At 59.2% G+C, this 14,565-nt stretch carries 12 protein-coding genes; all 12 read left to right on the plus strand.

Going from position 1 to position 14,565, the window contains the following annotated elements:
- Nucleotides 1–621: 621 nt before the first annotated feature.
- Nucleotides 622–3,354 carry a preprotein translocase subunit SecA gene (gene secA / locus NITLEN_RS03805; RefSeq protein ID WP_121988234.1) on the plus strand — a complete coding sequence of 911 codons (2,733 nt, stop codon included), beginning with the start codon at nt 622–624 and terminating at the stop codon, nt 3,352–3,354.
- Nucleotides 3,355–3,581: 227 nt separating this feature from the next.
- Nucleotides 3,582–4,760, plus strand: coding sequence for a class I SAM-dependent methyltransferase (locus NITLEN_RS03810; RefSeq protein ID WP_146216089.1), 1,179 nt, complete (start codon nt 3,582–3,584; stop codon nt 4,758–4,760).
- Between the two features lie 8 nt (nt 4,761–4,768).
- Nucleotides 4,769–5,140: an NADH-quinone oxidoreductase subunit A gene (locus NITLEN_RS03815; protein ID WP_121988236.1), complete on the plus strand. Its 372-nt coding sequence runs from the start codon at nt 4,769–4,771 to the stop codon at nt 5,138–5,140.
- A 28-nt stretch (nt 5,141–5,168) separates the two neighbouring features.
- A complete protein-coding gene (locus tag NITLEN_RS03820) occupies nt 5,169–5,648 on the plus strand; it encodes an NADH-quinone oxidoreductase subunit B (RefSeq protein WP_121988237.1) in 480 nt (159 codons plus the stop codon).
- Nucleotides 5,648–7,402 carry an NADH dehydrogenase (quinone) subunit D gene (nuoD, locus tag NITLEN_RS03825; protein ID WP_245924375.1) on the plus strand — a complete coding sequence of 585 codons (1,755 nt, stop codon included), beginning with the start codon at nt 5,648–5,650 and terminating at the stop codon, nt 7,400–7,402. The genes NITLEN_RS03820 and nuoD overlap by 1 nt, the downstream gene beginning before the upstream one ends.
- A gap of 22 nt (nt 7,403–7,424) precedes the next feature.
- Nucleotides 7,425–7,949, plus strand: a complete 525-nt coding sequence (gene nuoE / locus NITLEN_RS03830) for an NADH-quinone oxidoreductase subunit NuoE (protein ID WP_121988558.1) — start codon at nt 7,425–7,427, stop codon at nt 7,947–7,949.
- Between the two features lie 16 nt (nt 7,950–7,965).
- The gene (gene nuoF, locus NITLEN_RS03835) at nt 7,966–9,273 is read left to right on the plus strand and encodes an NADH-quinone oxidoreductase subunit NuoF (RefSeq protein ID WP_121988238.1); all 1,308 of its coding nucleotides are present in this window, start codon (nt 7,966–7,968) and stop codon (nt 9,271–9,273) included.
- Between the two features lie 4 nt (nt 9,274–9,277).
- Entirely contained in the window at nt 9,278–11,947 is a 2,670-nt protein-coding gene (gene nuoG, locus NITLEN_RS03840; protein WP_121988239.1) for an NADH-quinone oxidoreductase subunit NuoG, read from the plus strand.
- A gap of 45 nt (nt 11,948–11,992) precedes the next feature.
- Entirely contained in the window at nt 11,993–13,069 is a 1,077-nt protein-coding gene (nuoH, locus tag NITLEN_RS03845) for an NADH-quinone oxidoreductase subunit NuoH (protein WP_121988240.1), read from the plus strand.
- A gap of 14 nt (nt 13,070–13,083) precedes the next feature.
- The gene (gene nuoI / locus NITLEN_RS03850; RefSeq protein WP_121988241.1) at nt 13,084–13,644 is read left to right on the plus strand and encodes an NADH-quinone oxidoreductase subunit NuoI; all 561 of its coding nucleotides are present in this window, start codon (nt 13,084–13,086) and stop codon (nt 13,642–13,644) included.
- A gap of 100 nt (nt 13,645–13,744) precedes the next feature.
- Entirely contained in the window at nt 13,745–14,257 is a 513-nt protein-coding gene (locus tag NITLEN_RS03855; protein ID WP_121988242.1) for an NADH-quinone oxidoreductase subunit J family protein, read from the plus strand.
- Complete coding sequence (gene nuoK / locus NITLEN_RS03860; RefSeq protein ID WP_121988243.1) at nt 14,254–14,559, plus strand: NADH-quinone oxidoreductase subunit NuoK; 306 nt, start codon at nt 14,254–14,256, stop codon at nt 14,557–14,559. The genes NITLEN_RS03855 and nuoK overlap by 4 nt, the downstream gene beginning before the upstream one ends.
- Nucleotides 14,560–14,565 lie beyond the last annotated feature (6 nt).

Genomic DNA, 14,565 nt, shown 5'->3' on the forward strand with positions numbered 1-14,565 from the left:
GATGTTCGATCAGATGGAAAGTCCGAGAGCCCCGCTGTGGTTGAAATCGATCGCTGTTCCCGATCGATCGGGCTCAACGGCCATTCACACAGAGCAGGATGAACTAGATGGTCGAAGAAGCTGGAGGCCCGCGAGAGGTCGTTCGATGAAGAGGACTCGTGAGGAGTGAAACCCTGCTGTCGGTCTCGGACCACGCCACCGGAGCAAGATCGATGAGATAGGGAGCCGTACCGTGATCCAGCACGTTCCCGGCCGCACACATCCAGGTACAGAGGGATGTGCTGTGAGTGGCTTTCTGATGGTGCTGATTATGATGGGATTCGTGCGAGATCGACTGGGCCGAGGCAAGCCCCCCGACCACAAGAATACACACCACAAGGAGACAGGCAAGAAGCCGTGGGATCATTCCGTACATCGTATCTCGTACTGTAACAGGACCGGCGAGCGGATGGTACTGGAGTGCCGCGGAAAGAGTCAAGGCACGGGCTCAGCCGGAAGCCCAGTGTCTTCCTGGTAGGATTCGGAAAAAGTTTGCTGTATACTGCGCGGACTATTTTGTGCGGTAGGCGGTAGATCGACCTCTCCCGCAAGTACTATCCAAACGACCCGACGACATCTTCTATGCTGACACAACTCCTGAATCTCGTCTTCGGCAGTAAGAACGACCGTGAAATCAAAGCGTTGCTGCCCGTTGTCACGCGCATCAACGACCTGGAGTCCAGCCTGACGCCCTTGTCGGATCAGGACCTGGTCGGAAAAACTCAGCTATTCAAACAGCGCCTGGCCGACGGTCAGACACTCGACGACATCCTGCCGGAGGCCTTTGCCGTCTGCCGCGAGATGTCCCGCCGCATACTGAACATGCGGCACTTCGACGTCCAGCTCATCGGCGGCATGATTCTCCACCGGGGCCGGATCGCGGAAATGAAGACCGGCGAAGGGAAGACGCTCGTCGCGACCCTGCCGATCTACCTAAACGCGCTCGAAGGCAAGGGCGTTCACCTGATCACCGTGAACGATTATCTCGCCAAACGTGATGCCCAATGGATGGCGCAGCTGTATCACGCGCTGGGATTATCCGTCGGCATTATCCAACACGACGCCTCGTTCCTCTACGACCCGACATACGATGCGGCCGACAAACGCCTGCAATCCCTCCGCCCCTGCACAAGGCGGGAGGCCTATCACGCGGACATCACGTACGGGACCAACAACGAGTACGGGTTCGACTACTTGCGCGATAACCTGATCGTGAGTGAATTGAGCCAGTGCGTCCAGCGCGAGCTGAACTTCGCGATCGTCGACGAGGTCGACAGCATTCTGATCGACGAAGCCCGCACTCCCTTGATCATCTCCGGTCCGACCGACCAGACTACCGATCTGTACTACCGGATCAACGCCGTGATCCCGCAGCTGAAGCCCGAACATGATTTTACGATCGAAGAGAAAACCAAGACCGCTTCATTGACGGAAGAGGGCAACATCCGGATTGAGCAGCTCCTCGGCGTGGACAACCTCTACGATCCGGACAACATGGATCTGGTCCACCACGTCGTCAAGGCGCTCCAGGCCTACACCTTGTATAAGCGCGATGTCGATTATGTCGTGAAAGACGGCGAGGTCATCATTGTCGATGAGTTCACCGGGCGCCTCATGCAAGGCCGCCGCTGGAGTGACGGGCTCCACCAGGCCGTGGAGGCCAAGGAAGGCGTGAAGATCGCCAACGAGAATCAAACGCTGGCCTCCGTCACGTTCCAAAATTACTTCCGCATGTACAAGAAGCTCGCCGGCATGACCGGCACGGCCGACACGGAAGCTGCGGAATTCGCCAAGATTTACAATCTCGACGTGAACGTCGTTCCGACAAATCGAAAAATGGTCCGCCTGGACTATGCCGACGTGGTCTACCGAACGGAAAAAGAAAAGTTTGGGGCCATCGTCGAGGAAATCAAGGAATCCAACGAGCGCGGACAACCGGTACTCGTCGGGACGATCTCCATTGAAAAGTCCGAAAAGCTCTCGGGCCTGCTGAGCCGGAACGGGGTCAAACACAACGTCCTCAACGCGAAACAGCATGAACGCGAGGCGGAAATCGTCGCCCAGGCCGGACGCAAAGGCGCCGTCACCATCGCCACCAACATGGCCGGCCGCGGCACCGACATTCTCCTCGGCGGCAACGCCGACTTCATGTTCAAGCAGATTCTTTATCGCGAGGAAAACTTGCCGGAATCGCGCAAGCTGGAAATCTTCGAAGAAATCCGCAGCGATTGTGAAAAAAACAAACAGGAAGTCGTCGCCGCCGGCGGCTTGCACATCCTCGGCACTGAGCGGCACGAGAGCCGCCGCATCGACAACCAGTTGCGCGGCCGAGCCGGCCGCCAGGGCGATGCCGGATCATCCAGATTTTACCTGTCCCTCGAAGACGACCTCATGCGAATCTTCGCCTCCGAGCGCGTTTCGCAGCTGATGCTGAAGCTCGGCATGGAAGAAGGCGTGCCCATCGAGCACGGCATGGTTACCCGCGCCATCGCCAATGCGCAAAAGAAAGTCGAAGCGCACAACTTCGAGATTCGTAAACAGCTGCTCGAATACGACGATGTGATGAACAAGCAGCGCGAAGTCATCTATCAACACCGTCATGCCGTGCTGGCGGGCGAGGATCTGAAAGCCGACCTCCTCGGGATGATGTCAGACATGATCGACTCCGCCATGGCCGTCTTCTGTCCGGCCGAACAATATCCCGAAGAATGGGATATGCCCGGCCTCGTCGAGATGATGCACGGCCAATTCGGAATCGACATCACGCAGGGCAAACAGGACCAGGGCGATTCGCTCCGCGATCTCGGTCGCGATGCGCTGACCGAAGATCTCAAGAAACTCGTGCACGACGGCTACGAGCGGAAGGAACAGGAACTGGGCTCAGAGCTGATGCGCTTCCTGGAAAAGACCTTCATGCTCCAAGTCATCGACCACCACTGGAAAGACCACCTCCTCGGCATGGACCATCTGCGCGACGGCATCGGCCTGCGCGGGTATGGCCAAAAAGATCCGCTCATCGAATACAAGAAGGAAGGTTACGACCTCTTCGCCGGCATGATGCAGCGGGTCAAATCGGATGCGCTGGAACGGCTGTTCCGCGTCCAGGCTGTGAAACATGAAGAAGTCGAGCCCACCCCTGCGGCACCGCCTCCTCCCCCTCCGGTCATCACGCGCCCGCTGCCGACGCTCACACTGAACCGCGGCGAGGCCGCCGAGGCTCCACGGACTGTCGAGCGAGTCGACGATAAAGTCGGCCGGAACGATCCCTGTCCCTGCGGGAGTGGGAAAAAGTATAAAAAGTGTCACGGAACCTAGCCGAATAACGGCCGGACACCCTTCCACAATTTCAATCGAAACTCTTCCGAATGAATCCATGAGGCGCGCTTCAATCGTATCGCCTTTCTCACTGATTCTTCCTTGACTTAGAGAAGGCGGGAAGGCTACTCTAGCCCACTTTTTGACCGTCTCGACGGGTGCAGTCTACCTGTCGTGGATTGGTGTCTTCACTGACGCGCCTTGTCAGCAGAGAAACGGACTTCTTTGTGACGATCGGGCATCCTAAACTCGTTGCCGCCATAACCGCCGAGATTGCCGCCTCGGGTCCGATGCCCTTCGTCCGTTTTATGGAACTGGCGCTCTATCATCCCCAATTCGGTTACTACATGCGCCCGCCTGAACCCGGAGCCGAACGCATCGGCTGGTCCGGCGACTTTTACACCAGTTCGGACGTCCATCCCATTCTCGGCCAGGCGCTGGCAAAGCAAGCGCGGCAGCTCGACGCCGCCCTCGGACATCCCGATCCATTCACGGTCGTCGAAATGGGACCAGGGAAAGGGTTATTGGCCAAGCATTTTCTGTCGGCCTGCCGCGTCAATCCGGACGACTCGTTCAGCCAGCGCCTCCGCTATGTCCTCATCGAGCGCAGCCCGGCCATGCAGGAGTTGCAACGCCAGAATTTGCTGCATGGGCTCTGCGAGCCGGGCCGTATTACCTGGCTCGAAGGACTCGATTCGCTGACGGAACAGAGCGTCACCGGCCTGTGTTTCAGCAACGAGCTTCCCGATGCGTTTCCCGTCCACCGCATCCAGATCGAGCAGGGCCGGGCGCAGGAAATCTGCGTCGACTATGACGGCACCAACTTCGTGGAATGTCTCCGCCCCTTGTCGTCGCCGGACGTTCAGCACTATCTGGACAACTTGAAGCTGACGCTGCCGGAAGGTTACCAGACCGAGATCAATACGGCCGCGGTGCGCTGGATGGCGCAGGTGGCCCGCGCGATCAATCGCGGCCTGGCAATTACGATCGATTACGGCCATACCGCGCAGGATCTCTATGGGCCAGATCGTGCGAAAGGCACGCTGCTCTGTTACTACTCGCAAATGACCTCGGAGAATCCTTATGAGCGGGTCGGCCTTCAGGACATGACCTCACATGTGGATTTTTCAACCCTCGCCACCGCCGGCGACGCGCAGGGTCTGCACGTGACGGGCTTTACCAATCAGATGAGTTTCCTGATGGGGCTCGGGTTGGAAGATTTTCTCGCGAAGATGGACCCGGAAGGCGCCGAGTTTCGCGCGGCCATTCATCTGGTGCGGCCGGAAGGCATGGGACGCACGTTCAAAGTCCTTATTCAGCATAAAGGCATCGAGGCGCCGACACTGGACGGACTGGCCTTTAAGCCGTTCTTCGGAACCGCCTTGATGTTGCATCACGCCGCCTAAGGGACGCTATGGGAAACGCCGCAGTTCCAGCGAACTATCTTCCGATCCTCCTGTTTATCGGGATCGCGATCGCCTTCGGCGCCGTGTCGCTACTGGCCGGATGGTTCGTGAGGCCGAGCCGCCCCTACCGCGCCAAGTTGGCGCCTTACGAAAGCGGCAGTCCGCTGTTTCAGGACGCCCGCGTCAAGATTCCGATGCGCTATTACATCATCGCGATGTTGTTTGTGATCTTCGATGTCGAGATCGTGTACATGTTTCCCTGGGCCGTGGCATTTTCCAAGCTCGGATTCGTCGGGCTTGCTGAAATGGTGACCTTTATCGGCATCCTGGTCGTCGGGTTCTGGTACGCCTGGAAAAAAGGGGCGTTGGAGTGGGATTAAAGGCCAGCGGGGAGGAGAGAGAAAAACTGTGAGCTTTCTAGAACGACAATTCGAAGCCAATATCCTCACGACGAATCTGGATGCCGTCGTGAACTGGGCGCGCAAGTCGGCCCTCTGGCCTATGACCTTCGGTCTCGCCTGCTGCGCGATCGAGATGATCGCCAGCGTGTCATCCCGCTACGACCTCGATCGGTTCGGCGCCGGCGTGTTCCGCGCGTCTCCGCGCCAATCGGATCTGATGATCATCGCCGGCACCGTCACACGCAAGATGGCCCCCGTGATCCGCCGGATCTACGATCAGATGCCCGAGCCGCGCTATGTGATTTCGATGGGTTCCTGCGCCACCTCCGGCAATCACTACAACAGCTATGCGGTGGTGCAAGGCGTCGATCAAATCATTCCGGTGGATGTGTATGTGCCGGGCTGCCCGCCGCGGCCAGAAGCCTTGATGGACGGGCTGCTGAAACTCCAAGAGAAAATTCAACGCGAAAAGGTGTTCGTGAAGTAATGTTGCAAGCGCTGGCCGACAGGCTCGTGAAACAATTTCCGGACGCCGTCCTCTCCGTCGATCTCGACACCGGCCGCGGTGAGATGGCCGCCCAGGTGCGCGCGACGGATATGCTCGCGGTCGCCCGCTACCTGCACGACGCGCCCGAGATGGCCTTCAACCATATTACCGATATCTGCTCCGCGGACTACCCCGCGGACCAGACCCGGTTTGAAGTAATTTATCATTTGCTGTCACTGCCGCATGGCCGCCGGATCCGCGTAAAAGCCCGCGTCACCGAAGATAATCCTTCGATCCCTTCGGTCACGAGCGTGTGGCGCGGCGCGGAGTTCCTTGAGCGGGAAGTGTTCGACATGATGGGCATCATCTTTACCGGACATCCGGACCTCCGCCGGATCCTCATGCCGGAAGACTATGCCGAAGGCTATCCGCTTCGGAAAGATTTCCCCACGGAGGGCCGTGGCTGGCGCAGCCAGTTCGACTTTATTCCGCGCCTCGACGAAGCGCCGGAGGAGATGACTGACGGCGAGTATTCGGAAACGGAAAAGAAGCCGTTTATCTCCACGGATGTCGCCCCTGGATCGCGGCGGCGGGAAGAACTGCTCTTGAACATGGGACCGCAACACCCCAGCACGCACGGCGTGTTGCGCGTCGTGCTCGAACTCGACGGCGAACGGATTGTTAAGGCGACCCCGGATCTCGGCTATCTCCACCGCGGCGTCGAAAAGCTGGCCGAGGGCCTGGCGTATATGCAGATTATTCCGCATACCGACCGGCTCGATTACGTCTGCGCCATGGCCAACAATTACGCTTACGTCCGGGCCGTGGAAAAGCTGCTCGACATCACTGTGCCGGAGCGCGCCGAATACATCCGCACGCTGGTGGCGGAGATGCAGCGCATCATCGGCCACCTGTTCTGGCTGGGCACGCAGGCGCTCGACATCGGAGCCATGACCGTCTTTTTCTGGACCTTCCGCGAGCGCGAGATCCTTCTTGATCTTTTCGAGCAGCTCTGCGGCGCCCGCCTGACGCTCAATTATTACCGGATCGGCGGAGTCGACAGCGACTTCACGCCGGAGCTGGTCCAGCGGCTGCGCACATTCCTGAGCACGTTCCCGCAGAGAGTCTCCGAATATGATTCGCTCATCGCATCCAACCGCATCTGGGTCGGGCGCACGAAAAATGTGGCCGTGATCTCCGGAGAAGACGCGATCAATTTCGGCCTCACCGGCCCCACCTTGCGCGGCTCCGGAGTCAACTACGATATTCGCAAGCTGGAACCGTACGGAGTGTACGACAAGGTGGAGTGGGACGTGCCGCTCGGGAAACATGGCGACACCTACGACCGGTACTGGGTCCGGATGGAGGAAATGCGACAGAGCGCCAGGATCATTGCACAGTGCCTGGATCAGATGCCTGAAGGGCCCATCATGGCGGACGTGCCGCAATACATCCCGCCGCCCAAGCAGCAAGTGATGCGGGATATGGAAAGCCTGATTCATCATTTCATTATTTTCACGCAGGGCTTCAAGCCGCCGAAAGGCGAAACTTATTGCGCCACCGAAGCTCCGAAGGGCGAGTTGGGATTCTTCATCATCAGCGACGGGAGTCCCCGTCCCTACCGATTGAAGATCCGCTCCCCCTCCTTCATCCATATGGGCGCCTTCGATCATATGGCCCGAGGATACTTGATTTCCGACATCATCACGATCTTCGGTTCCTATGACATCGTGATGGGCGAGTGTGACCGGTAACGAGCGAGAGACGATCAACGGCATGACACTATCAGAGAAATATAAGGACGAAATTGCGGAGATCCTGTCCCGCTATCCGGTGAAGCGCTCCGCACTGATTCCGCTGTTGTACCTAGCGCAGCGTGAACCGGGCTACATCACGGAAGCGGCCATGACGGAGATCGCCGGCCTGCTGAAGCTGACGCCGCCGCAGGTCTATGAGACCGCGACCTTCTATACGATGCTGAACCTCAAGAAGGTCGGCACACACCATATCCAGGTGTGCAAATCCCTTATGTGCGCGCTGGTCGGATCGGACACCGTCATCGGCTGGATCAAGACCAAGCTCGGAATCGCTCCCGGCGAAACGACGGCCGACGGGCTGTTTACACTGACCGCCGTCGAATGCCTGGCGGCCTGCGGCACCGCGCCGATGATGCAGATCAACGACGATTATTATGAACGACTGACGGAAGAGAAGGTGGAGAAGATCCTGGCGGATCTCCGGACCACCGGAACCAGCCCGTTGAAAAGCGGCCCCTACATGTGGCCGGAATCGACGCGATAAACGTCTCGAACACACTATGCCGAAACACGAACTCGTCCTTCTGAAAAACATGATGCAGCCCGGATACACCGGGTCGTTGGCGGACTACGAAAAGACCGGCGGCTATCAAGCCTTGCGCAACGCACTCACCAAGCTGGCGCCGACCGACGTCACGGCCACGGTCATGAAGTCCGGCCTGCGCGGCCGGGGCGGCGCAGGCTTCCCGACCGGCGTGAAGTGGGGATTTCTCCCGAAGGATTATCAAGGCCCGCGGTACCTCTGCTGCAATGCCGACGAGAGCGAACCGGGGACCTTCAAGGACCGGCAACTCATGGAGCGGGATCCGCACCAGGTCCTCGAAGGCATTGTGCTGGCCTGCTATGCCATCGGCGCCCAGTCCGCCTACATTTACATCCGTGGCGAAATGGTCCTCGGCTCCAAGATTCTGGAGCACGCCATCGGAGAAGCCCGTGCCGCCGGATACATCGGCCAGAACATCTTTGGAACCGGCGTGACGGTAGATGTTTGGGTCCATCGCGGCGCCGGCGCCTACATCTGCGGAGAAGAAACGGCGCTGCTTGAATCGCTGGAGGGGAAGCGGGGCCTGCCGCGGGTCAAGCCGCCGTTCCCGGCGACCCATGGCCTCTACAACAAACCGACGGTCGTCAACAACGTGGAGACGCTGGCCAATCTCCCGCACATTCTTTCCCGCGGGCCCGAGTGGTTTGCCTCCATCGGCTCGCCTCCCAAGAGCACCGGCACGCGGGTCTTCTGCGTCAGCGGCCATGTGAAGCGTCCCGGGAACTATGAATTGCCGATGGGTGTAACCGTGCGCGACCTGGTCTTCGAACATGCCGGAGGGATGCGTTCGGACAAGCCGATGAAAGCGTTTATCCCTGGCGGAGCGTCGGCCCCGTTCCTCACGCCCAGTCACCTGGATGTGAAGCTAGATTTTGAATCAGTCGCGGCAGCCGGGTCGATGCTCGGCTCCGGCGGTGTCACGGTCATGGAAGAAGGCACCAGCATGGTCTGGGCCGCCCTCCGGCTGATGGAATTTTTCTATCACGAGTCCTGCGGCAAGTGCAGTCCCTGCCGCGAAGGCAGCTCCTGGCTCGTCCAGACGATGCGCCGGATTATGGCCAAGCGCGGCCAAATGCAGGACCTTGAAACGCTGACAGATCTGTGCAAGAACATCGCCGGCCGCACAGTGTGCGCCTTCGGTGATGCCGAGGTCGCGCCGATCATGAGCACATTGAAGCACTGGCGGCATGAATACGTGACGCTCATTCAGGAAGCAGAGGCGGCGAACTTGATCCGCCCGGAGTCCGTGGGAACCAGGCACTGACATTATGCCGAATACGCCAGCGGAAACAGTTCGAGTCACGATCGACGGCCACACGATCAGCGTGCCGAAAGGCACCTTGCTGATTGAAGCTGCGCGGCGTGTGGGCGCGATGATTCCGCACTTCTGCTATCACCCCAAGCTCAAGCCGGACGCCAACTGCCGCATGTGTTTGGTCGAAGTCGAAAAGATGCCCAAGCTGCAAACGGCTTGCAGCACGCCGGTCACCGAGGGCATGAGCGTCCGGACGGCCACGACGGTTGTGAACGACGCCCATAAATCCGTCCTGGAATTCATTCTCGCGAATCATCCGCTGGACTGCCCGGTCTGCGACCAGGGCGGCAAATGCGACCTCCAGGACTTCTCCCATCAGTACACCGCCACCACGAGCCGGTTCGCCGAAACCAAGCGCATTTTCCAGAAAGAATATTTCAGCCCATTGATCGAAACCCAGATGAATCGCTGCGTCCAATGCCTCCGCTGCGTCCGGTACTGCGACGAAGTGATGGACGTGAAGGCCCTCGCCCCGGTCGGCCGCGGGACGATGACGGAGATCAAGCATTTCGGCGCCCATCCATTGGACTGTGAGTTCTGCGGAGGCTGCGTGCAGATCTGTCCGGTCGGCGCGATCACCAGCCGCCTGTCCATGTATGAATACCGTCCCTGGATGCTGAAACGCGCCGAGACGATCTGCGGCTATTGCGGCGACGGCTGCCAACTCACCGTCCAGACTAAAGACAATGAGTTGATCGAAGTGAACTCTGCCTACGGCGCCGGACGCAACAACGGCGACCTCTGCGCTAAAGGGTTCTTCGGCTTTCACGCCACCAGCCATCCTGAGCGGCTCACGCATCCCTTGATCCGCAAAAACGGCACCCTGGTGCAAACCACCTGGGAAGAAGCGCTGGAGTTCATCGCCGAACAAGCCAGCGGGATCAAACAAGCGCACGGCGGCCAGGCATTCGGAGGCCTGATTACGGGCCGCTGCACGAATGAGGAGCTCTATCTTTTCCAGAAATTCATGCGGCTGACCCTCGGCACCAACCATCTCGACAGCAGCGCCCGGTACGGGCAGATGAACAGTGCGCAGGCCATGCGCCGGGTGCAGGGCACCCACCGCTGGACCGTGACCTTCGAGGATCTCGAAGCCGCCGACGTGCTGTTGCTGGTGGGGACGAACATCACGGAAACGAATCCCATCACCGGCCTCGCCATCAAAGAAGCCGTCAAGAAACGCCAGGCGACTCTCATCACCGTGGAATCGCTGCGGCCGGCGATCGGCACGATCAGTAACATCGCGAATCTGTCGCAGCACCATTTCTGCGTCTCGCCTACGCTGTTCCGCACCGCCATCCTCGGCCTGCAGAAAGCGGTCGTCGAACAGAACCTGGTCACCGCCGATCTGACCCAACTACGTTCACCCTTTGTGACCGCCGTCACCGCTCGCCTGCAAACACTCCCCTGGCAGGACATCCAAGCCGCAACAGGGTCCGGCCAGGAAGCCTATGTCGCCGCCGCGCAGGCGCTGGCCACAGGGAAACGCGTCGTCGTCGTCACTGGACAGGGCCTCTTACGCAGTGACCAGGGCTATGCCGGCGCCATGAATCTGCTGGACCTGCTACTCCTCCTGGGCAAACTCGATCAGCCGGGCTGCGGGCTGGCTCCGCTGACGGAAGAAAACAACGACCAGGGCGCAATCGAAATGGGCGCGGTCGCCGAATTCCTACCGGGCCCCGTCGAAACGGGCGATCGTGCCGGACGAGACCGAGTCCTGGATATCTGGAAAGAAGCGCCGCCGGCAACCGAGGGCGTGGCGCTGGTTGAGATGCTGGCCCGCGCCAAATCAGGCCAGATCAAAGCCATGTTCATTGTCGGAGAGAACCCCCTGGCCAGCCTGCCGGCTCCGTTAGAAGTACGCGAATCGCTCGACGCGTTGGACCTGCTGGTCTGCCAGGAGCTTTTCTTGACGGATACCGCCGCCCTGGCCCATGTGGTCCTGCCGGTCTGTTCGTCGCTCGAAAAAGACGGCACCTTTACCAATACGGAAGGCCTCGTCCAGGCCGTTCGGCAAACCGTCGAGCCGGTCGGCGAAGCCCGTCCTGATTGGGAAATCTTCTCGGCCCTCTCGGAGCTGCTCGGCGCACCGCTGGATTATAGCGACAGCCGCGAGATCCTGAAGGAGATCCGCAGCCTCATCCCGGGATACGGATCGTTAGGACCGGCTCCGCTTCCCGTAAAAGTCGATCGCGCAGCGATCGATCGCTATCTCAGTCAAGGCTTTGAACGCGATCTCGCCGAGCGCTATCAGATGCCGCGCACGCCGTCCCGTCCCGACGGAACCGTACAGATTGAACTCGTGCAGAGCTTGTTCCATTCCGGCAAGCTGTCCACTAAGTCGAAAGGGTTGATCCAAATCGAAGGCCGCAGTTCGCTGCGCATCAGCCCACGCGATGCGACCCGCTTCGCCCTCGTCGACGGCAACCGTGTCCGCCTCTCGAATTCACAGGGCGAGGTCACCGCGGAAGTAAAAGTCGCGGACCGGGTGCCGGAAGGCCACGCTTGGTTCCCAGACCATTTCAGTCAGGAAGTGAACAACCTGTTCGCCTGTGTCATAGATACCGAGACCAAGGTGCCGTACATCCGGACGACCTCGGTCTCTATGGTGAAAGTGTCGTGAGAAAATCGTGTCGATGTTGACGGTCGCTAATCCAGGGGTGTCATCGTGACTGAACTCAGCTTGCGTCTTGCTGTCTCGCTCGCACAAATCGCCGCGGTCATGGGCATTGTGATGCTCACCGTGATGATTCTGACGCTCGCCGAGCGAAAAGTGCTCGGATGGATGCAGGATCGGATGGGCCCCATGGAAGTCGGCCCCTACGGCATTCTGCAGCCGATCGCCGACGGTCTGAAACTCTTCTTCAAAGAAGACATCGTTCCGGCCGGCGCCAACAAGTTCATGTTCAGCCTCGCGCCGATTCTGGCGATGGTGCCTGCGTTAATCGGCTTTGCGGTCATTCCCTTCGGCCCGAGTGAAACCATCCAGGTATTCGGGATGACCATCACGCCCTTCGTCATCAGCGATATCAATATCGGCGTACTCTATATCCTGGCCTTTGCCTCGATCGGCGCCTACGGCATCATCCTGGGCGGCTGGGCGTCGAACAGCAAATACTCGCTGCTGGGCGGACTGCGGTCGGCCGCGCAGATCATCAGCTACGAATTGAACGTCGGCTTGGCCATCGTAGGCGTCCTGATCATGTCCGGCTCGCTCAGCCTGGTGAAGATCACCGACGCTCAGGCGGGCGGCTTCTGGCATTGGTACGTATTCGCCTTCCCGGCTCCGCAGATCTTCGCCTTCGTCGTCTATGTGATTTCAGCCGTTGCGGAAACGAACCGCGTCCCCTTCGACCTGCCTGAAGCCGAAAGCGAACTGGTGGCCGGATTCTTCACCGAATACAGCGGCATGCGCTTCGCTTTTTTCTTCATCGCGGAATACGCCAACATGGTGTTGGTCTCCTGCGTCGCCGCAGCCCTGTTCCTCGGCGGATGGAATGCGCCTTATCCAGGCACCATTCTCGCGCATATCGGCCTGGAGTCCTTCGCCTGGATCGAAGGGGTGGCCTGGTTCACAGTGAAAGTGTACGGGTTTCTGTTTCTATTTTTCTGGCTGCGCGCGACGCTGCCGCGGTTGCGCTACGATCAATTGATGAAGTTCGGCTGGAAGGTCATGCTCCCGATCGCGTTGGCTAACATCGTCGTGACCGCCATCGCCATGTACATCTATAACCAGTTCAAGTAAGACCGGCGAACCCAATGGCCCAAGCAACGACAACAGAGCGCTTCCTCGGCTGGCTCAAGACCATCACGTTCTATGAACTCCTGGTCGGGATGAAAGCCACGATGTCGCATCTCATTCACTACAAGCCCATCACGCTGCAATACCCGCACGAGAAACGGACCTTGCCGGATAACTATCGCGGCATGCTCGCACTCCTGCGCTACGACGATGGGACGGAGAAGTGCGTCGGCTGCGACCTCTGCGAAGCGGCCTGTCCGTCGCGCGTAATTCGCGTCGTGAGCGCGGAAATTCCTGGTGAGCCGACGAAGCGCTACTCCAAAGAGTATTCCATGAACATGACCCGCTGCCTGTTTTGCGGGATGTGCGTCGATGCCTGCCCGGTCGATGCCCTCGGCATGACCAGGGAGTTCGAGTGGGCGGTCTACGATAAGCGCGACCTCCAATTGAACAAACAACAGCTGCTCGCCATCGGCGACCGGTCGTTCCCCGTTCGTGAGAAACGCCTGGAACTCCAGCACCAGAACGTCGCCTTCTTTAATGTGGCGTTCAAGCACGTGCCGCAGAAACCGAATTGAGGCCGGACCGTTGATGGGGTCCGACTTCCCCGACGGAGAGACCGGACAGTGATAAATCCATGCCCGTCATACGACAAGGCACGGCCCTAGAGGAAACGACGTGGAGCACTTGTTCTTCGGATATTTCGCCGGCGTGATCGCCCTCACGGCAGTATTCGTCGTGGCGTTCAGAAACCCGATTTACAGCGCGCTCTCGCTGCTCATCATGTTCTTCCACGTCGCGGGGCTCTACGTGACGCTGCACGCCGAATTTCTGGCGGCCGTTCAGGTCATTGTGTATGCCGGCGCCATCCTGGTCCTCTACCTCTTCGTCGTCATGCTCCTCAATCTCCATCGCGACGACCGCTACCATAGCCAATGGCGCGCAGCCGCATTTGTCGGTGGGCCGTTGCTTATCGAATTTCTGGTGCTCTTGGCCGGCAGCCTGTCCGCCCCGCCCGCGGCCTTGCCGCGCATCGATATGGAAACCGGGGACAATACGCTGGCGATCGGAGAAACACTGTTTTCAACGTACTTGTTCCCGTTTGAAGTAGCCTCGCTCATCCTCTTGGTGGCCATGATCGGCGCCATTGTCCTGGCGAAGCGAGAAGTCCCGGAGACACCCGCGTTATGACCGTTCCGATTACCTACTATCTGGTCTTGAGCGCCATCGTCTTTCTGACGGGATTGGTGGGCGTGCTCATTCGCCGCAATATCATCGCGATTCTGCTGTCGGTGGAATTGATGTTGAACGCCACGAATATCAACTTCGTGGCCTTCTCCGAACATCTGCACGATCTGGGCGGACAGGTCTTTGTCTTTTTCACCCTCACCGTGGCAGCCGCCGAAGTCGCGGTCGGATTGGCAATCATCATCGCCCTGCACCGGTCCAAAGACACGATCAACGTAGAACAGTTCAATCTGTTGAAGTGGTAACTCGAC

This window comes from Nitrospira lenta, assembly GCF_900403705.1.
Lineage (GTDB): Bacteria > Nitrospirota > Nitrospiria > Nitrospirales > Nitrospiraceae > Nitrospira_D > Nitrospira_D lenta.